Annotated in this window: 18 protein-coding genes and 1 tRNA gene; 11 read left to right on the top strand and 8 right to left on the bottom strand. The window is 69.1% G+C overall.

Annotation, left to right across the window (positions count from 1 at the left end; genetic code table 11):
- Positions 1-4 precede the first annotated feature (4 nt).
- Positions 5-532, top strand: a complete 528-nt coding sequence (locus ACFYXC_RS16890) for a peptidylprolyl isomerase (protein ID WP_389552082.1) — start codon at positions 5-7, stop codon at positions 530-532.
- A gap of 139 nt (positions 533-671) precedes the next feature.
- Positions 672-1,568 (top strand): rhomboid family intramembrane serine protease, encoded by an 897-nt coding sequence (locus ACFYXC_RS16895; RefSeq protein ID WP_389552085.1) that lies wholly within the window; start codon positions 672-674, stop codon positions 1,566-1,568.
- A gap of 313 nt (positions 1,569-1,881) precedes the next feature.
- Here the strand turns inward: ACFYXC_RS16895 and crgA are convergent, their stop codons facing one another.
- Positions 1,882-2,136, bottom strand: coding sequence for a cell division protein CrgA (gene crgA / locus ACFYXC_RS16900; RefSeq protein ID WP_055517312.1), 255 nt, complete (start codon positions 2,134-2,136; stop codon positions 1,882-1,884).
- 140 nt (positions 2,137-2,276) lie between these two features.
- On the opposite strand from crgA, the gene ACFYXC_RS16905 reads away from it, so the two are divergent.
- The 6 genes from ACFYXC_RS16905 to ACFYXC_RS16930 all read left to right on the top strand — a co-directional run bounded on the left by ACFYXC_RS16905 (position 2,277) and on the right by ACFYXC_RS16930 (position 7,129).
- On the top strand, positions 2,277-3,056 hold the full coding sequence (locus ACFYXC_RS16905) for a DUF881 domain-containing protein (RefSeq protein ID WP_389552088.1): 780 nt from the start codon (positions 2,277-2,279) through the stop codon (positions 3,054-3,056).
- 87 nt (positions 3,057-3,143) lie between these two features.
- The gene (locus tag ACFYXC_RS16910) at positions 3,144-3,845 is read left to right on the top strand and encodes a class E sortase (protein WP_388917947.1); all 702 of its coding nucleotides are present in this window, start codon (positions 3,144-3,146) and stop codon (positions 3,843-3,845) included.
- Between the two features lie 52 nt (positions 3,846-3,897).
- Positions 3,898-4,059, top strand: a complete 162-nt coding sequence (locus ACFYXC_RS16915) for a hypothetical protein (RefSeq protein WP_210881475.1) — start codon at positions 3,898-3,900, stop codon at positions 4,057-4,059.
- Entirely contained in the window at positions 4,056-4,694 is a 639-nt protein-coding gene (locus ACFYXC_RS16920) for an aminodeoxychorismate/anthranilate synthase component II (RefSeq protein WP_388917486.1), read from the top strand. The genes ACFYXC_RS16915 and ACFYXC_RS16920 overlap by 4 nt, the downstream gene beginning before the upstream one ends.
- A gap of 95 nt (positions 4,695-4,789) precedes the next feature.
- Positions 4,790-6,316: a class E sortase gene (locus ACFYXC_RS16925; RefSeq protein WP_389552815.1), complete on the top strand. Its 1,527-nt coding sequence runs from the start codon at positions 4,790-4,792 to the stop codon at positions 6,314-6,316.
- 75 nt (positions 6,317-6,391) lie between these two features.
- A complete protein-coding gene (locus ACFYXC_RS16930; RefSeq protein ID WP_388917489.1) occupies positions 6,392-7,129 on the top strand; it encodes a class E sortase in 738 nt (245 codons plus the stop codon).
- A gap of 82 nt (positions 7,130-7,211) precedes the next feature.
- Here ACFYXC_RS16930 and pknB read toward each other — a convergent pair whose 3' ends face one another.
- The 6 genes from pknB to ACFYXC_RS16960 all read right to left on the bottom strand — a co-directional run bounded on the left by pknB (position 7,212) and on the right by ACFYXC_RS16960 (position 15,418).
- Positions 7,212-9,218 (bottom strand): Stk1 family PASTA domain-containing Ser/Thr kinase, encoded by a 2,007-nt coding sequence (pknB, locus tag ACFYXC_RS16935; protein ID WP_388917492.1) that lies wholly within the window; start codon positions 9,216-9,218, stop codon positions 7,212-7,214.
- 169 nt (positions 9,219-9,387) lie between these two features.
- Positions 9,388-10,878 carry a peptidoglycan D,D-transpeptidase FtsI family protein gene (locus ACFYXC_RS16940; RefSeq protein ID WP_389552094.1) on the bottom strand — a complete coding sequence of 497 codons (1,491 nt, stop codon included), beginning with the start codon at positions 10,876-10,878 and terminating at the stop codon, positions 9,388-9,390.
- Entirely contained in the window at positions 10,875-12,314 is a 1,440-nt protein-coding gene (locus ACFYXC_RS16945; RefSeq protein ID WP_388917498.1) for an FtsW/RodA/SpoVE family cell cycle protein, read from the bottom strand. Before ACFYXC_RS16945 ends, ACFYXC_RS16940 begins: the two co-directional genes overlap by 4 nt.
- Positions 12,315-12,340: 26 nt before the next feature.
- On the bottom strand, positions 12,341-13,924 hold the full coding sequence (locus ACFYXC_RS16950; protein ID WP_388917953.1) for a Stp1/IreP family PP2C-type Ser/Thr phosphatase: 1,584 nt from the start codon (positions 13,922-13,924) through the stop codon (positions 12,341-12,343).
- A gap of 98 nt (positions 13,925-14,022) precedes the next feature.
- Positions 14,023-14,544: an FHA domain-containing protein gene (locus tag ACFYXC_RS16955; RefSeq protein ID WP_388917501.1), complete on the bottom strand. Its 522-nt coding sequence runs from the start codon at positions 14,542-14,544 to the stop codon at positions 14,023-14,025.
- A 10-nt stretch (positions 14,545-14,554) separates the two neighbouring features.
- A complete protein-coding gene (locus tag ACFYXC_RS16960; protein ID WP_388917504.1) occupies positions 14,555-15,418 on the bottom strand; it encodes an FhaA domain-containing protein in 864 nt (287 codons plus the stop codon).
- 512 nt (positions 15,419-15,930) lie between these two features.
- Between ACFYXC_RS16960 and ACFYXC_RS16965 the strand changes: the two genes are divergently transcribed.
- A tRNA-Leu gene (locus ACFYXC_RS16965) sits at positions 15,931-16,017 on the top strand.
- Between the two features lie 225 nt (positions 16,018-16,242).
- The gene (locus tag ACFYXC_RS16970) at positions 16,243-16,941 is read left to right on the top strand and encodes an NAD(P)H-binding protein (protein WP_389552818.1); all 699 of its coding nucleotides are present in this window, start codon (positions 16,243-16,245) and stop codon (positions 16,939-16,941) included.
- Positions 16,942-17,092: 151 nt separating this feature from the next.
- Here ACFYXC_RS16970 and ACFYXC_RS16975 read toward each other — a convergent pair whose 3' ends face one another.
- Positions 17,093-17,752 (bottom strand): FMN-dependent NADH-azoreductase, encoded by a 660-nt coding sequence (locus tag ACFYXC_RS16975; RefSeq protein WP_389552099.1) that lies wholly within the window; start codon positions 17,750-17,752, stop codon positions 17,093-17,095.
- Positions 17,753-17,865: 113 nt separating this feature from the next.
- Between ACFYXC_RS16975 and ACFYXC_RS16980 the strand changes: the two genes are divergently transcribed.
- Positions 17,866-18,237: a winged helix-turn-helix transcriptional regulator gene (locus ACFYXC_RS16980; protein WP_389552102.1), complete on the top strand. Its 372-nt coding sequence runs from the start codon at positions 17,866-17,868 to the stop codon at positions 18,235-18,237.
- Positions 18,238-18,413 lie beyond the last annotated feature (176 nt).

Here is an 18,413-nt window from a genome sequence, read left to right on the forward strand (position 1 = left end):
GATCGTGGCTGAGCAGCTCTACGCCACCCTGAAGACCAACCACGGCGACGTCGAAGTGCGGCTCCTGCCGAACCACGCGCCCAAAACGGTCCGGAACTTCGTCGAGCTCGCCACGGGCGAGCGCGAGTGGACCAACCCGTCCACGGGTGTGAAGTCCACGGACAGGCTCTACGACGGCACGGTCTTCCACCGGGTGATCAGCGGCTTCATGATCCAGGGCGGTGACCCGCTGGGCAACGGCACCGGCGGTCCCGGTTACGAGTTCGAGGACGAGTTCCACCCCGACCTCGCCTTCGACAAGCCGTACCTGCTGGCCATGGCGAACGCCGGCCCGGGCACCAACGGCTCCCAGTTCTTCATCACCGTCTCCCCGACGGCGTGGCTGACCCGCAAGCACACCATCTTCGGTGAGGTCACCGAGGGCGCCAGCCAGAAGGTCGTGGACGCCATCGCCGCGCTGCAGACCAACCCGCGCACCGACCGTCCGGTCCAGGACGTCGTCATCGAGTCGGTCGTCGTCGAGACCCGCTGAGGCGAAACCCGTCGGTGAGCCCCTCCCGGCCCTGTGCCGGAGGGCTCCCACAGGGAACCAAACGCCCCGCCCGTCCGTAAGGATGAGCGGGGCGGTGCGTTGCGTACCCCGTGCGTACAGAAGGATGAGGGGGTCCCCGATGGATCAGGTGCCAGGCAGTCCACAGGGACCGCAGGGTTCCCCGAGTCTGCCCACCTGCTACCGGCACCCGGACCGGGAGACCGGCATCCGCTGCGTGCGGTGCGAGCGCCCCATCTGTCCCGAGTGCATGATCAGCGCTTCGGTCGGTTTCCAGTGCCCCGAGTGCGTACGGGACGGTTCCGGCACGGGGCATGCCCCCGGCGCCACCCAGCCCCGCACCCTCGCGGGCGGCACCATCGCCGCGGACCCCCGGCTCGTCACCAAGATCCTCCTCGGGCTCAACCTCGCCCTGTTCCTGGTCCAGCTCCGGGTGGGCGACCGTTTCACCGACAGCTTCGACCTGATCGGCCGGGCGTTCGTGCCGGTCCTCGGAGAGGTCGAGGGTGTCGCCGAGGGCCAGTGGTACCGCATGGTCACGGCGATGTTCCTGCACGGGAGCTATATCCACATCGCCTTCAACATGCTCAGCCTGTGGTGGATCGGCGGTCCCCTGGAGGCGGCGCTCGGCCGCGCCCGCTATCTCGCCCTGTACGGGGTCTCCGGACTGGCGGGCAGCGCGCTCACGTATCTGATCGCCGAGCCGAACCAGCCCTCGCTCGGTGCCTCCGGCGCGATCTTCGGTCTCTTCGGCGCCACCGCCATCCTGATGCGACGGCTCAACTACGACATGCGCCCGGTCATCGCCCTGCTGGTGATCAACCTGATCTTCACCTTCGGGTGGAGCAACATCGCCTGGGAAGCCCACATCGGCGGCCTCGTCGGCGGTGTCCTCATCGGCTATGCGATGGTGCACGCGCCCCGGGAGCGACGGGCGCTCATCCAGTACGGCGCGTGCGCGCTGGTGCTGCTCGTGGTCGTGGTCATGACCCTCGTGAGGACGGGTCAGCTCACCTGAGCGGGCTCGTCCACGTCCTCGGAAGTCCACGTTGTCCACAGACCGTGGCGGATCTTGTGCACGCTGTGGGGGAACAGGTGTGCCCCCTGTCGCTGACCTGGGTTTTCCCAGGCAGGGCAGGGGGCGAACAGGCTTCCGGATCCCGGTAGGTCAGTCACACCGGCGTCAACACCCGATGAGTTATCCACAGATCTTCCGACCTTTTCCCCACTGTGGAAACTCCTGTGGATAACTCAGTGGACAGCTTGGGCCAGGGCTTGCGGAGAAGGGCTTGTACGGAGTCCGTACAAGCCCTCGACCTGCCGAGCGGGAGTTACTTCCACTGCGTCGAGACGCCGAATCCCGCCGCGATGAAACCGAAGCCGACCACGATGTTCCAGTTGCCCAGCGAGTCGATCGGCAGCGAACCGTCCGTCACGTAGAACACGACGATCCAGGCGAGGCCGATGAGGAACATGGCCAGCATGACCGGGGCTACCCAGGCACGGCTGTTCAGCTTGATGTTGGTCGCCTGCTTCGCCGGGGGCGGCGTGTAGTCGGCCTTCTTGCGGATACGTGACTTCGGCACGAGGGTCTCTCCTGTCGATGCGCTGCGTGGCCGCGCAGGGAACGGGGCTGCTCCGGGGCAGCGTACAAGGGGACTCTTAGTGCTCCCCCGGGCGTCCGTTAGCGTAGTGCTTCCGCGGCGCCGAAGGAGATAAGGGTACGTTGAGCAATTCTGCCGACTCCCCCCAGCCGGGATCCAGCCCTGACCGTATCCCGCGATTCAGGCCGGTGCGGCTGCTGACCGTGGCCGTCTTCGCCCTGGCCGGACTGATCTTCTTCACCAGCTTCGACACGGCCAAGGGCACCAACATCCGGACGGACGCCTCGCTGCTGAAGCTCTCCGACCTCATCCAGGAGCGCAGTCACAAGAACGGGCAGCTCGACGAGAGCAACGGATCGCTGCGCGACGACGTCGAGAGCCTCGCCGAGCGGGACAACGGCAGCACCGCGGCGGAGGCGGCCAAGCTCGCCGCCCTGGAGAAGAACGCGGGCACCCAGAAGCTCAAGGGCAAGGCCCTCACCGTCACCCTGGACGACGCCCCGCCGAACGCGACGGCCAAGCTCCCCGGCTATCCCGAGCCGCAGCCCGACTACCTGGTCATCCACCAGCAGGACCTGCAGGCCGTGGTCAACGCCCTGTGGCAGGGCGGAGCCAAGGGGATCAAGGTCATGGACCAGCGGCTGATCTCCACCAGCGCCGTCCGCTGTGTCGGCAACACCCTGATCCTCCAGGGCCGCGTCTACTCACCCCCGTACAAGATCCAGGCGGTCGGTGATCCGGAGAAGCTGGAGAAGGCCCTCTCGGCGTCCCCGGCGATCCAGAACTACATGGTGTATGTCAACGTCTACGGGCTCGGCTGGAAGGTCGAGGAGAACGGGACGACGACACTGCCCGGCTATACGGGCACGGTGGATCTGCACTACGCGAAGCCCGTGGAGTAGCCGGAATCCCGGAGTCTGTGGCGCGCCGCCCGTCGGGGTAGAAGGCTGTGGAACAGGTGAACCGCTGCCGCTGGGGGACGTGTGTCGGTGCGAGTGATCGTCAGGACGTTCAGCGAGCTGTGCATCACAGCCGGCAGCGTGATCGTGCTCTTCGTCGTCTACGTGCTGTTCTGGACGGGGGTGAAGGCCGGCACCGCGATGGACGACCAGATCGCCCAGCTGGAGGAGCAGTGGGCGAAGGGTTCGGTGTCCGCCGGTCCGGTCGGGCCCGGGCCGACCGGCAGCCCGGGTGCGGCTCCCGCGAAGCCCGTCGCGTACCGGGACGGCAAGCCTTTCGCCGTCATGTACATCCCGCGGCTTGGTTTCACGTGGAACAAACCGGTGCTCGAAGGCACGAAGACGAAGACCCTCACGAAGGGCCTGGGCCACTACGCGAGTACCGCGCGGCTCGGTGAGCGGGGCAATTTCGCCGTCGCCGGCCATCGCCGTACGTACGGGGACCCGTTCAAGGACTTCCCCCGCCTGCGCCCGGGGGACCCGGTGGTGCTGACCGACGGCACGACGTGGTTCACCTACCGCGTCGACAACAGGCCCTACCGGACGCTGCCCGGTGACACAGCGGTCATCGATCCCGTTCCGGAGAAGTCCGGGTACACGCGAGAGGGCCGTTATCTGACGCTGACCACGTGCGAACCCGAATGGGGTCACAGCCACCGGCTGATCGTCTGGGCGCACCTTGACGCAACCCAGGCCGTGGAGGCTGGGAAACCGAAGGCTCTACGCCGTTAGTCTGGTTGGGTACGGCGTGAGTCTGGTGCCGTGGTGCGACGGAAGGGACGGCATGTACGGCTTTATCTGGCGGCTTCTGCCGGGGAACACGTGGATCAAGGCACTGCTCTCCATCGTGCTGGTCCTCGCGGTGGTCTACGTGCTCTTCCAGTACGTCTTCCCGTGGGCGGAACCGCTGCTGCCCTTCAACGATGTGACGGTGGACAACCAGTGAGCACGCGGATTCTCGTCGTCGACAACTACGACAGCTTCGTCTTCAACCTGGTCCAGTACCTCTACCAGCTGGGCGCCGAGTGCGAGGTGCTGCGCAACGACGAGGTGGCGATGGCGCACGCACAGGACGGGTTCGACGGTGTGCTGCTGTCGCCCGGCCCCGGCACGCCGGAAGAGGCCGGGGTCTGCGTCGAGATGGTGCGGCACTGCGCCGCGACCGGGGTCCCCGTCTTCGGGGTCTGCCTCGGAATGCAGTCGATGCAGGTGGCGTACGGCGGCGTGGTGGACCGCGCGCCCGAGCTGCTGCACGGCAAGACCTCCCTCGTCCAGCACGAGGGACGAGGTGTCTTCGCGGGGCTGCCGTCCCCCTTCACCGCCACCCGCTACCACTCGCTGGCCGCCGAGCCGCTGACCGTGCCGGCCGGCCTGGAGGTCACGGCCCGTACCCACGACGGGATCATCATGGGTCTCAGACATCGTGAACTACCGGTCGAGGGCGTGCAGTTCCACCCCGAGTCCGTGCTGACCGAGCACGGCCACCGCATGCTGGCCAACTGGCTGGCGGAGTGCGGCGACCAGGGAGCCGTGGCCAGGTCGGCGGGGCTCGCCCCGGTGGTGGGCAGGGTCACGGCGTGACCGCCCTGCGCCCCGAGCGCGACGGTGCCGCCCCGTACGGCGAGGACGCCGGGTACGGGGGCGCTGCGGCGTTCGAGGCGCCGGGCGCCTACGGCATGGGCCCCGGTGCCGGGCTGCCGGACGACGGCCGGACGGGCAACGCGATGCGGGCCGCCGTCGACGGGCTGGCCGACCCGCTCAGCGACCCGCTGCCGGGCGGACGCCGGCCGGCCGCGCCAGAGCAGGGGTGGTACGACCCCCAGGCGTACGCGCCGGACTGGAGCGTCGGGCAGAACGCCTCGACGTACGCGGACCCGGTACGCGGCGCGCACACGGAGCCCGCGCACGGCTACTCCGCACCGCGGGCCTCGTACACGCCGCCGCCCCAGCAGTCTTACCCGCAGCCGCAGCCGCAGCCGCAGCAGTCCCGGCAGCCCCAGCAGCAGCCCTACGGGCAGGCGGGGGCTCCCCACGCGGGTCAGCAGCCGGCGTACACCGGACCCCAGCCGCCGTACGCGCAGCCGCAGCAGCCGTACGCAGGGACGCCACAGGCCCCGTACGCGAGGGCGCCGCAGCCCACGTACCCGGGGGCGCCGCAGACGCCGTACGACGCGGCGTACGCCCCCACCGGGCCCGTCGCGGCGCCGGTACCGGGCCCCCAGGCTTACGCGCGGCCGTACGGCGGCTCCCCGGCCGCCGAGGAGACGGTCGCGCTGCCCGTGACCGACGCCGAGTCCACAGGCGGCCCGCGGAAGCCCTCCACGCCCTCTGCGGGCCCCGTGGCGTCGTCGGGTGGCGTAGCCGCCCCGGGCGGGCGCGCGGCCCGCCGTAAGGCTTCCAGGCGCCATGGACGGCACGGCGGGGCAGCCGGGAGCGGCGCCGACGAGGCGTACGAGGAGCCGACGGGCGACGAGATCGCGCAGGCGCCCACCTCGCGCGCGGCGGCGCGGCGCGCGGCGAAGGCGCGGAAGCCTGGCGTGGCCGTGCTGGCCAGCCGGGCGATCGGCGAGGTCTTCATCACCGCCGGCGTGCTGATGCTGCTCTTCGTGACCTACCAGCTGTACTGGACGAACATAAGGGCCCAGGCGCAGGCCGACAGCGCGGCGAGCAGCCTGCAGAACGACTGGGCGAACGGCAAGCGGAACCCGGGCACCTTCGAGCCGGGCCAGGGCTTCGCCCTCCTGCACATCCCGAAGCTCGACGTGGTGGTGCCGATCGCGGAGGGCATCGACAAGAAGCGGGTGCTGGACCGCGGCATGGTCGGGCACTACGCCGAGGAAGGCGTGAAGACCGCGATGCCCGACGCCAAGACGGGCAACTTCGGACTCGCGGGGCACCGCAACACGCACGGTGAGCCGTTCCGCTACGTCAACCGGCTCAAGCCGGGCGACCCGATCGTCGTCGAGACGCAGGACACGTACTTCGTCTACGAGATGGCCTCGATCCTGCCCGTGACGGCGCCGAGCAACACGTCCGTCCTGGACGCGATCCCCAAGGGGTCGACGTTCAAGAAGGCGGGCCGCTACATCACTCTCACGACCTGCACCCCGGAATTCACCAGCAAGTACCGGATGATCGTCTGGGGCACGATGGTCGAGGAACGGTCGCGGGACAAGGGCAAACCGGACGCGCTCGTCGGCTGAGACGACGTACGACATCCCAACCAATCCTGATCCTTCCTGAGACACCAGGCTGAGACACCAGACGGGGACAACGCAGTGGCAGCGACGACCGACCACGAAGAGCACACGGACGCGCCGGCGTCCTCGCCCGCGCCGCGGCGCCGCGGCGGCCGGATCGCGGCGGCGGTCAGCTTCTTCGGCGAACTCCTCATCACGGCCGGTCTGATCCTCGGCCTCTTCGTCGCCTACTCGCTGTGGTGGACGAACGTGGTCGCGGACCGCGAGGCCGACAAACAGGGCGACAAGGTGCGCGACCACTGGGCCGAGGACCGCGGCCCGGTCGGCCTGGACACCAAGGACGGCATCGGCTTCCTGCACGTCCCGGCGATGGGAGGCGGCGAGGTGCTGGTCAAGAAGGGCACCTCCACGAAGATGCTCAACAACGGCGTCGCCGGTTACTACACGGACCCCGTCAAGTCCGCCCTGCCGCAGGACAAGAAGGGCAACTTCTCGCTGGCCGCCCACCGCGACGGCCACGGTGCGAAGTTCCACGACATCGACAAGCTCGACAAGGGCGACGCGATCGTCTTCGAGACCAAGGACAACTGGTACGTCTACAAGGTCTACGCGACCCTTCCCGAGACGTCGAAGTTCAACGTCAAGGTCCTCGCACCCGTCCCCAAGGAGTCGGGCCGGACGAAGGCGGGCCGCTACATCACGCTGACGACCTGCACACCGGTCTACACGTCCCGCTACCGGTACGTGGTCTGGGGCGAGCTGGACCGGGTGGAAAAGGTGGACGACGAGCGGACACCGCCGGCGGAACTGCGCTGACCGCTTCCGCGGACGACCGAGCCCCGGCCCCCTGGAGAAGGGGGCCGGGGCTCGGTCGTCGTCCGGCGGGGTCGCGGTGGGCTCAGCCCGAGGAGCCTCCCAGGAAGCCGCCGCCGTTGCCGTTGCCGCCGTTGTTCTGTCCGCCGACCGTGACGAGGTTGACCCGGTCGCCGGCCTTCACCTCGTTGCCCTGGCCCGGGTCGCTGGCCAGGACGATGGAGTTGTCGTCCTGCGAGCCCTGGACGTTGCCGAGCTGCAGCTGGCTCTGTGCGAGCACCTGCTTGGCCTGCGCGAGGGTCATCTGGGTCACCTTCGGCATGGCGAACTTCTGAGGCTCCTCCTCTTCCTCTTCTTCCTTCGCCTTGCCGATCTGGATGTTCACCGTGGATCCGGGGTCCGCCGGCGAGTTCGCCTGCGGCGAGGTCGTGATGACCTTGCCGACCAGGTTCGGGTCGTCGGTCTCCACCTCGGTGCAGTTGCCGGTGAGGTCGTTCTGCTGCATCTGGGCCTTGGCCTGGTCACAGCTCTGGCCGCCGACGTCCGGAACGGTGACCTGTTCCTTCTCCTTGGCGACGGTGAGGGTGATCGTGGACCCCTTCTGCACCTCGTCGCCCGCGGGCGGGTCCTGGTCGAGGACGGTGCCCGGCTCCTCGCTGGACTCCTTGCTCTCCGTCTTGACCACGAACTCGTACTTGTCGGACTCGAGCCTCTTGGTGGCGGTCGCCACCGGATCGTCGATGACGTTCGGGACCGCCACCTTCGGCGCGCCCGTCGACACCGTCAGCCTGACGGTGTCACCCGCCCGGACCTCGGTCTTGGCGCCCGGGGTCTGGTCGCAGACGCTGCCCTTGGGGGTGTTCTCACACGGCTTCTCGGTGATCGCGAGTTCGAGATCGCGGTTGGCCGCCATCTGCTTGGCGTCGGCCACGGTCCGGTTCACGAAGTTGGGCGCGGGGAACGGGTCGTCCCCGGACCCGCCGTTCCCGCTGAACGCCCACTTGCCGATGAGGATCGCGCCGACCAGCACGAGCACACCGGCGACCACGAGGAGGATCGTCGAGGTGTTGTTCTTCTTCTGCTGACGGCGCCGGCCGGCCCGGTCGTCGTAGCCGAAGCCGCCGTCGTCCGGGTTCGCCGGGGGCAGCACCGTGGTGTGCTGGCCGTCCGAGGAGCGCAGGGCCGTCGTCGGCTGTTCGTCCGGGTAACCGCCGTAGCCGACCGAGCCCATGGCCGCCGTGGCGGCGACGGGCTGGCCGTCGAGGCACGCCTCGATGTCGACACGCATCTCGTCGGCGGACTGGTACCGGTAGTCCGGGTCCTTGGTGAGCGCCTTCAGGACGATGGCGTCCATCTCCGGCGTGATCTCGGGGTCGAAGACGCTCGGCGGCTGCGGCTCCTCGCGTACGTGCTGGTACGCGACCGCGACCGGGGAGTCCCCGATGAACGGCGGGCGGACCGTGAGGAGCTCGTACAGCAGGCAGCCCGTCGAGTACAGGTCGGAGCGGGCGTCGACCGGCTCGCCCTTCGCCTGCTCCGGCGAGAGGTACTGCGCCGTCCCTATGACCGCGGCGGTCTGCGTCATCGTCATGCCGGAGTCGCCCATCGCGCGGGCGATGCCGAAGTCCATGACCTTGACCTGGCCGTTGCGCGTCAGCATGACGTTCGCGGGCTTGATGTCCCGGTGGACGATGCCCGCGCGGTGTGAGTACTCCAGGGCCTGGAGGATGCCGATGGTCATCTCCAGGGTGCGCTCGGGCAACAGCTTGCGCCCGGAGTGCAGCAGCTCGCGCAGCGTGGACCCGTCGACGTACTCCATCACGATGTACGGGATGGAGATGCCCTCGATGTAGTCCTCACCCGTGTCGTACACGGCGACGATCGCGGGATGGTTGAGCGAGGCGGCCGACTGGGCCTCCCGGCGGAACCGGGCCTGGAACGACGGGTCGCGCGCGAGGTCGGCTCGCAGCGTCTTCACCGCCACCGTGCGGCCGAGCCGGGTGTCATGGGCGAGGTGTACCTCCGCCATGCCACCACGGCCGAGCACGTGGCCCAGCTCGTACCGGCCGCCGAGGCGACGCGGCTCTTCCATAGCTACCTACCAGCCTTTTCCGACGGTCCTGACCACACGACGTGTGGTCCGGCGGTGTGCTGTCCGGGCATACCGTACCCGGACCGCCTTGACTGACCTGGCCACAACCGTCACCCGATACAGGACCGGTATCGCAACGTGCACCGATGTGAGGGGGACGTGAGCGGGGTCACTTCTTGCTGTCGATGACTGCCTTCATCACGTCCCTCGCGATCGGAGCGGCGAGACCACCGCCGGAGATGTCGTCACGGTTGGCGCTCTCGTCCTCGACCACCACGGCGACGGCGACCGGAGAGCTGCCGTCGTCGAGTTTCGCGTACGAGATGAACCACGCGTACGGGTTCTCGCTGTTGTCGACACCACGCTGGGCGGTACCGGTCTTGCCGCCGACGGTGACGCCGCTCTCGTTGATCTGGCCCTTGGTGCCGGTGCCCTCCTTGACGACCGTCTCCATCATCGACTGAAGGATCTGGGCGTTCTTCTCGGACAGCGGCTCGCTCATCTCCGAGGGGTCGGTCTGCTCGATGACGTCGAGGTTCGGCGCCTGGAGCTTGTCGACCATGTACGGCTTCATGAGCGTGCCGTCGTTGGCGATGGCCGAGGCGACCATGGCCATCTGCAGCGGAGTCGTGGCGGTCTCGAACTGGCCGATCGAGCTGAGCGCGGTCTGCGGCCTGTCCATCTTCTCGGGGAAGATGGAGGCGCTGGAGCGGATCGGCACGAACTGCTCGGTGTTGAAGCCGAACTTCTTGGCCTGCTCCAGCATGTCCTCCTTGCCGACGTCGACGCCCAGCTTGCCGAAGACGGTGTTGCAGGACACCCGCAGCGCCTCGCGGAGCGTCGCGTCCTTGCAGGGGATGTTCCCCTCGTTCTTCAGCTCGGTGGTGGTGTCCGGCAGGGTGTACGGCAGGGGCGAGTCGGTCTTCTCGTCGGCACTGTCGTAGACGTTGTTCTCGAGCGCGGCCGCGGCCGTGACGACCTTGAAGGTCGAGCCGGGCGGGTAGATCTCGCGCAGCGCCCGGTTGAGCATCGGGTTGTCGGGGTTGTTCTTCTTCTGGAGCTTCTCCCACGCCTTGCCGTCGACCTTGGTGGAGTTCCCGGCGAAGGTCGAGGGGTCGTACGAGGGCGTGGAGGCGAGGGCGAGGATCGCGCCGGTCTCCGGGTCGATCGCGGCGACGGCACCCTTGCCCTGCTTCAGCAGACCGTTGTACGCGGCCTTCTGCGCGGCGGCGTTGAGCGTCGTGACGACGTTGCCGCCCTCCTGCTTCTTGCCGGTGATCATGTCGAGGGTGCGGCGGAAGAAGAGCCGGTCGTCGTTGCCGGTGAGGATGCCGTCCTCGATGCTCTCCAGCTGGGTGGCGCCGAACGCCTGCGAGGCGTAGCCCGTGACGGGGGCCCACATCGCGCCGTCCTTGTACGTGCGCTTGTACTCGAAGTCGTTGAAGTCGTCACCGCTCGTCTTGGTGGACCCGGTGATCGGGTTGCCGTCGACGATGATGTCGCCGCGTGGTGTGGCGTAGCGCGCGATGGCGACGCGTCGGTTCTTGGTGTCCTCCTTCAGCGAGTCCGCCTGGACGTACTGGATCCAGTTGTCCCGGATGAGCAGGGCCAGGACGAGCAGCCCGCAGAAGATCGCGATCCGGCGCAGGGGCTTGTTCACGGTCGGACCACCTGGGTCATCTCGGCGTCGGGGTTGGGTGCGGGGGCCGGCGCGGGCCGGCGCGCGGTGTCGCTGATCCGGATCAGGATGCCGATGAGCGCCCAGTTGGCGATGACGGAGGAACCTCCGTAGGCCAGGAAGGGCATCGTCATACCGGTCAGCGGGATCAGGCCCATGACGCCGCCGGCGACCACGAAGACCTGGAGCGCGAAGGCGCCGGACAGGCCGATGGCGAGCAGCTTGCCGAAGGGGTCACGGGCGGCGAGGGCGGTGCGGACACCGCGCTCCACGATCAGGCCGTACATCAGCAGGATCGCCATCACGCCTGCCAGGCCCAGTTCCTCGCCGAAGGTGGCGAGGATGAAGTCGGAGTTGGCGGCGAAGCCGATGAGGTCGGAGTCGCCCTGGCCGAGTCCGGTACCGAGCGTGCCGCCGGAGCCGAAGGCCCACAGGGCCTGCATGGACTGCTCGGTGTGGCCCGCGACGCCCTGCTGGCTGAGCGTGTACTCGCGCATCGGGTCGAGCCACGCCTGGACGCGCTGCTGCACGTGCGACTCGAAAGAGGCGACGCCGACGGCGCCGGCCGCGGACATCAGCAGACCGAACACGATCCAGCTGGTCCGCTCGGTGGCGACGTACAGCATGATCACGAACATGCCGAAGAACAGCAGGGAGGTGCCGAGGTCGGTCTCGAAGACCAGGATGAGGATGGAGAGGGCCCAGACGACGATGATCGGGCCGAGGTCACGGCCTCGCGGCAGGTAGAGCCCCATGAAGCGGCGGCTGGCCAGGGCCAGGGCGTCGCGTTTCACCATGAGGTAGCCGGCGAAGAAGACCGCCAGGACGATCTTCGCGAACTCACCGGGCTGGATGGTGCCGAGACCGGGGATCGAGATCCAGATCCGCGCGCCGTAGACGTTCTCTCCGAGTCCCGGGACCAGCGGCAGGAGCAGCAGGATCACCGCGCCGACCATGGAGATGTACGTGTAGCGCTGCAGGACGCGGTGGTCCTTGAGGAAGACCAGCACGACCACGAACAGGGCGACGCCCAGTGCGGAGTTGAGCAGCTGCCGGGGGGCCGCCTCGAAGAAGTTGGCGGCCTGCTGCAGCCGTCTCGACTGGTCGAGACGCCAGATGGCGACCAGACCGATGCCGTTGAGGAGCGTGGCCAGCGGCAGCATCAGCGGGTCCGCGTACGGTGCGAACTTCCGTACGACGAGATGGCCGACGCCGGCGAGCAGGCCGAGCCCGAGTCCGTAGCTCAACAGGCCCGGCGGTACCGAGCCGTTGATGGCCAGTCCGACGTTGGCGTAGGCGAACACCGGGATGACCACGGCGAACACCAGCAGCGCGAGCTCGGTGTTGCGCCGGCTCGGCGTGCCGATCGAGCCGATCGTGGACGTGTGATGCGTCGGCGAGTTGGAAGTGCTGCTCATCGTGTGACAGGGCCCCTCACGGCTGCTTACTGCTTACCGCACAGCGAGACCAGCTTCTGCTCTTCGTCGGAGAGGCTGGGGCCGGGTGTGGGAGTGGGTGCGGTCGTGGACTCGGACGGGTTGGGTGACGGCTGCCCCGACGGTGAGGACGCCGTCGGTGTCGGCGACGGTGTGGCCTTGGACGCGACGGAGGTCCGTGTGGTTCCCGTGACCCCGCCGGCCTCGCCCTCACCGGTCGGCGCGTTCTTGTCGCTGTCCGCCTTGCGGCGGTCGGCGTCCTTCCTGCACGCGGACGCCTGCGTCCCGAGCTCGTCGATCTTCGACTCGGCGTCGCTCAGACCGCCCTCGGCGATCGTGGCCTTGACCTGCTTCTGCTGGTACGGCGGCAGGTACTTGAGTTCGATCTTCGGGTAGTCCTTCTCCACCTTCGAGAGCGAGACCCAGGCGAGGTCCTGGCTGATGCCGCGGTACAGCGCGACGTGCTCGTCGTTGGCGCCCACGTAGTACTGCGTCTGCGTCCAGCGGTAGCCGCCGTACAGCCCGCCGCCGATGACGCCGAGCGTGAGCACGATGTAGAGGGATCTCTTCAGCCACTTCCGCCCGGAGCGCGGTTTGACGAAGTCGTCGTCGGAGTAGCCGCCGAAGCCGCCGGCGGGTACGTAACCGGTGGTGTCGCCGCTGCCGGGCGGGCCGAACTCGCCGCCACCCCCCTGTCCGGGCACCTGGCGGCCGAGGCCGGAGGCGCGGCCGGCGGGTGTCTGCATGGCGCCGTTGTCCTGCGCCTGGAGCTGGTTCTCGGCGACCGCGCCCACCACGACCGGGGTGTCGGAGAGCTGCCCGGCGAGGGTGTCGCCGCCGTCGATGTCGAGGACGTCGGCCACGATGACGGTGATGTTGTCGGGGCCGCCGCCGCGCAGCGCGAGCTCGATGAGCTGCTGCACGGTCTCCTGGGGGCCCTGGTAGCTGGCGAGGGTGTCCTCCATCGTCTGATGGGAGACGACCCCGGAGAGCCCGTCGGAGCAGATCAGGTACCGGTCGCCGGCGCGGACCTCACGGATGGAGAGGTCGGGCTCGACGTGGTCGCCGCTGCCCAGCGCGCGCATCAGGAGGGACCGCTGCGGGTGGGTGGTCGCCTCCTCCTCCGTGATGCGGCCCTCGTCGACGAGGCGCTGCACCCATGTGTGGTCCTGCGTGATCTGCGTCAGCACACCGTCGCGCAGCAGGTAGGCGCGCGAGTCGCCGACGTGTACGAGGCCGAGCCGCTGTCCCGTCCACAGGAGGGCGGTGAGGGTGGTCCCCATGCCCTCCAGCTGCTGGTCCTCCTCGACCATCATCCTGAGCTGGTCGTTGGCGCGCTGCACGGCCGTGCCGAGCGAGGTGAGGATGTCGGAGCCGGGCACGTCGTCGTCGAGCGCCACGATGGTGGAGATGACCTCGGACGAGGCGACCTCGCCGGCGGCCTGGCCGCCCATCCCGTCGGCGATCGCGAGCAGCCGGGGCCCGGCGTAACCGGAGTCCTCGTTGCCCTCGCGGATCATGCCTTTGTGCGATCCGGCGGCGAAGCGCAGTGACAGACTCATGCGCACCTCGCCCGTCGGCTCCGGGTACATCCGCACGGTGCCCACCCTCCGGTCGGGAGCGCGCCGGGATCCGTCGTGGGGACCGCCGCTGCTCGCTCGCTCCGCTCGCGCTCATTCATGACGTAGCACTACTTCCGCAGCTCGATGACGGTCTTGCCGATGCGGATCGGCGCGCCCAGCGGAACGGGCGTGGGGGTCGTCAGTCGATTCCGGTCGAGATACGTGCCGTTGGTGGACCCGAGGTCCTCGACGATCCACTGGCCGTCCCGGTCCGGGTAGATCCTGGCATGCCTGCTGGACGCGTAGTCGTCGTCCAGCACGATGGTGCTGTCGTGTGCGCGGCCCAGCGTGATGGTCTGCCCCTGGAGGGCGACGGTCGTGCCCGTGAGGATGCCCTCGGAGACGACCAGCTTGGTGGGAGCGCCGCGGCGCTGACGGCCGCCGCCGCCGGCCGCCGTCTGCTGGCGCTGCGGCGGTGGCGCGCTCTGGCGCGCGGCCTGCTGCGGCCTCTGGGCTTCGCGGCGCGACCCGCGCTGTGTGACACGCGTTCCGAACAGGTCGCTGCGGATGACCTGCACGGCCACGATCACGAACAGCCACAGTACGGCCAGGAAACCCAGCCGCATGACCGTGAGGGTCAGCTCTGACATTGCCCCCGCTTCACCCTTCGGCTTGCCGGTAAATGATGGTGGTGCTGCCCACGACGATCCGCGAGCCGTCGCGGAGCGTAGCGCGGGTGGTGTGCTGTCCGTCCACCACGATGCCGTTGGTGGACCCGAGATCCTGGATCGTCGAGGGCGTTCCGGTCCGGATCTCGCAGTGCCGGCGCGAGACGCCGGGGTCGTCGATCCGCACGTCGGCCTCGGTGCTGCGGCCCAGTACCAGCGTCGGGCGGGAGATCTGGTGGCGGGTGCCGTTGACCTCGATCCAGTGCCGGGTGCGGCCACCCGGCTGCGGGGCCGCGGCAGGCCGCTGGCCTGCGGGTGCGGCTCCCGGACGCCCGCCGGGCGGCGGTGCGGCAGGCATGGGGGGAGCGGCCGCGGGCGGGTAGCCGTAGCCACCGGCCTGGCCGCGGACGGCCGCCGGGGGCGGGCCCGCGGGAGCGCGCTCGGGCATGCCGGCCTGCGGGCCGGCGGCCTGTTGGTTGGCGGAGGAGGCGAGCGTACGGCTGCGGACCCGGTACAGGCCGGTGTCGAGGTCGTCGGCCTTCTCCAGATGGACCTTGATGGTGCCCATGAAGGTGTAGCGCTGCTGCTTGGCGTAGTCGCGCACCATGCCGGCCAGTTCGTCGCCGAGCTGGCCCGAGTAGGGGCTGAGACGCTCGAAGTCCGGCGTGCTCAGCTCCACGATGAAGTCGTTGGGGACGACGGTCCGGTCGCGGTTCCAGATCGTGGCGTTGTTGTCGCACTCGCGTTGGAGCGCTCCCGCGATCTCCACGGGCTGGACCTCGGACTTGAACACCTTGGCGAAGGTGCCGTTGACCAGACCTTCGAGACGTTGCTCGAACTTCTTCAGGACTCCCATGGGGCACCTCCTCCTTCGTCGTTGCCCTGGTACTGCTTACTGATCGTATCCACGCGCCGGGAAATCGGCTGGTTCCCCCTGTCGGCCCGGTCGACAGATGTCGACGCCCACTGAAGTCCCCTCCCGGAGTTCCCGCCGAAGCTCCTCTTCGAACTCCCCCGCGGCAGTCCGTATGGGGAGGATCGTAGAGGCGGCCTCACCACAGTGTCCCGCACCCGGCAGCGGACCCCGGCCCCCTCATGGGGAGATGGCCGGGACCGGTACGAGGTTGATACGTGAACCGGTTCCGCTCGGTACGTGGAAGGTGGGAGCGGTGGGATCCGGGGTGCCACGGGAGGCGGTCCCGCTGGTGGAGGCGGGGTGGCGGCGGGGTGGCGCGGAGGCCGGCGCGACCGCCGCCGTGCTCCGCGGGCCCTCGGAAACGGATGTGAATCCCACCCGGCCAGCGTGCTAATCTTCTGCATGTCGGAAGGCGCTCACCCACCAGGTGGGACACGGACGACACACCCAATGCGCGGGTGGCGGAATAGGCAGACGCGCTGGATTCAGGTTCCAGTGCCCGAAAGGGCGTGGGGGTTCAACTCCCCCCTCGCGCACCACCGGAGACGGGTCTCCACCAGAACGAAGGTTCTGGTGGGGGCCCGTTTCTCGTTGTAGGGCGACTCCCGGACCGGCCGCTCCCGGACCGGCGGCTCCTGGACCGGCGGCTCCTGGACCGGCGGTTCCTGGGCTGACGGTCGAACCGGCGCCTCGCGACGGTGAGGTATCTCACGGTCGGGACGTCGTAGTCTGCCGGTCCGGACCATGCGACGGGAGTGAGCTCGATGAAGGTGATCCTCTTCGGGGCGACCGGGATGGTCGGTCGCGGGGTCCTGCGGGAGTGCCTGCGGGACGCGGCAGTCGAGAGCGTCCTCGTGGTCGGCCGTACGGCGCTCGGGGTCACGCATCCGAAACTGCGCGAGGTCGTGCGGGCCGACCTCACGGACCTCACCGGGCTCGAGGACGAACTCTCCGGGTACGACGCCTGCTTCTTCTGTCTCGGCGTCTCGTCGGCCGGTATGAAGGAGGCCGCCTACCGCGAGGTCACGTACGACCTCACGCTCGCCGTGGCCCGCTTCCTCGCCGCCCGGAGCCCGGGACTGACCTTCTGTTACGTGTCCGGGCAGGGGACCGACAGCTCCGCGCGCGGGCGGGTGATGTGGGCGCGGGTCAAGGGGGAGACGGAGAACGCGCTGCTCGCGCTCGACGGCGTGGACGCCTACATGTTCCGGCCGGGACTCATCCAGCCGCTGCACGGGATCACGTCCAAGACGAGGGCGTACCGCGTCGTCTACCTGTTGACCGGGCGTCTGCTGCCCGTGCTGCGGAAAATGGCGCCCCGCTGGATCACCACGACCGAACAGGTCGGCCTCGCGATGATCGCGGTGGCCCGGGACGGGGCCGGCGAACGGGATCGGGTGCGGGATCGGACGCGGGGTCGGGTGCTGGAGACCGAGGGGATCAACCGGCTGGCGGGGGCGTAGGGGCGGACGAGGCGGACGGCCGCCTCGGGGTGACTCGGTCCGGCCTTGGGAGACTCGGCAGGATGCGCGCGCCGGTGACGCTGCCGCCGGTGGGCGATGGCGGCGGGCGCGCGCGTCCGTGTGATTCCGTGCGATGCGGCGCGGTGGGGCGTCAGGCGGCGTTCGAGGTCAGCTGCTCGGCGAGGGTCCTGCCCCGGGCGGCGGCGTCCTCCAGGGCCTTGGAGCGGGACGCCTCGGCGAGCGGGACGAGCTCCGCCATCGCCGGGACCTGCGCGGCCATCGTGAGCTCCGGGACGATGAACTCGACGTCGAGGCCGAGCATGTCCTGCAAAACGGACTGCAGGTAGTTCTGCACGTACTCGTAGCCCTCGCGGGGCGTGCCGGGCCCGTAGGCGCCGCCGCGGCTGGCCACGACGGTGACCGGGGTGCCCTTGGCCGAGGGGGTGTCGCCCGCGGTACGGCCCACGACGATCACGTTGTCCAGCCACGCCTTGAGGGTCGACGGGATCGAGAAGTTGTACATGGGCGCGCCGATCAGGACGGCGTCCGCCTGCTCCAGCTCCTCGATGAACGGCAGACGCGCGGCGAAGGCCGCGGCCTGTTCCGGGGTGTGCTCCGACGGATCGGCGAAGACGGCGCTGTGGGCGTCGGCGGAGATGTGCGGGACAGGGTGCGCGGAGAGGTCGCGGTAGATGACCGTGCCCTCCGGGTGCTGCTCCTCCCATGCCTTGCGGAAGGCGTCCGTGACGGCGCGGGACGCCGAGGCCGTGACGGGAAGGACGGACGAGTCCAGGTGCAACAGGGTGGCCATGGGATCTCCAGATGAGGGTGCCCGAAGGGGGCTGCTTTTTAGTACGTCACTATGAATAACACAGGAGCTTACTTTTTTTCATCCCCATACGGACGGACCAGTACCCTGAAGGCATGGCGGTGCAGGAAAACCACGACGCTGCGTCGTGCAGACGGGTCGACGACGGGATCACCCGCGTCTTCCAGGTGCTCGGGAAGCGCTGGACGGGTCCGATCGTGGCCGTGCTGCTGCCCGCCCCCGTGCACTTCGCCGACCTGCGCCGGGCCATCCCCGGAATCAGCGAGCGGATGCTCTCCGACCGGCTCACGGAACTGGCCGGAGTGGGAGTGGTGGTGCGCGAGGTCGACGAGGGGCCGCCGCTGCGCGTCTCCTACCGGCTGACGGAGGCCGGATCCGCGCTGGAGCCCGCGCTCACGCAACTGGGCGCGTGGGCGGAGAAGTACCTGTCCGCGGACGGCCGTTGTCCGGAGGAGTTCCGGAAGTAGCCGGGGCCACCGGGGGCGGCCGCGGCCGCGGCCACGAGGACAGCCTCGGTGGGCGATGGGGTGGCGGTGGCAGCGACGGCCACGGTCACGGCGCTGAACTGGATGTTTTCCACAGGTGGGGAGTTGTCCACAGGGGCTCACGATCATCGACGCCCGGGGGTACGGTCGTCACGCAT

The organism is Streptomyces sp. NPDC002701, from assembly GCF_042889045.1.
Taxonomy (GTDB): domain Bacteria; phylum Actinomycetota; class Actinomycetes; order Streptomycetales; family Streptomycetaceae; genus Streptomyces.

Coding starts and splice junctions, on each gene's coding strand:
- ACFYXC_RS16895 (WP_389552085.1), top strand. CDS start 672: ATGGATCAGGTGCCAGGCAGTCCACAGGGACCGCAGGGTTCCCCGAGT.
- ACFYXC_RS16915 (WP_210881475.1), top strand. CDS start 3,898: ATGTACGGCTTTATCTGGCGGCTTCTGCCGGGGAACACGTGGATCAAG.
- ACFYXC_RS16925 (WP_389552815.1), top strand. CDS start 4,790: ATGGGCCCCGGTGCCGGGCTGCCGGACGACGGCCGGACGGGCAACGCG.
- pknB (WP_388917492.1), bottom strand. CDS start 9,218: ATGGAAGAGCCGCGTCGCCTCGGCGGCCGGTACGAGCTGGGCCACGTG.
- ACFYXC_RS16945 (WP_388917498.1), bottom strand. CDS start 12,314: ATGAGCAGCACTTCCAACTCGCCGACGCATCACACGTCCACGATCGGC.
- ACFYXC_RS16950 (WP_388917953.1), bottom strand. CDS start 13,924: ATGTACCCGGAGCCGACGGGCGAGGTGCGCATGAGTCTGTCACTGCGC.
- ACFYXC_RS16955 (WP_388917501.1), bottom strand. CDS start 14,544: ATGTCAGAGCTGACCCTCACGGTCATGCGGCTGGGTTTCCTGGCCGTA.
- ACFYXC_RS16960 (WP_388917504.1), bottom strand. CDS start 15,418: ATGGGAGTCCTGAAGAAGTTCGAGCAACGTCTCGAAGGTCTGGTCAAC.
- ACFYXC_RS16970 (WP_389552818.1), top strand. CDS start 16,243: ATGAAGGTGATCCTCTTCGGGGCGACCGGGATGGTCGGTCGCGGGGTC.
- ACFYXC_RS16975 (WP_389552099.1), bottom strand. CDS start 17,752: ATGGCCACCCTGTTGCACCTGGACTCGTCCGTCCTTCCCGTCACGGCC.
- ACFYXC_RS16980 (WP_389552102.1), top strand. CDS start 17,866: ATGGCGGTGCAGGAAAACCACGACGCTGCGTCGTGCAGACGGGTCGAC.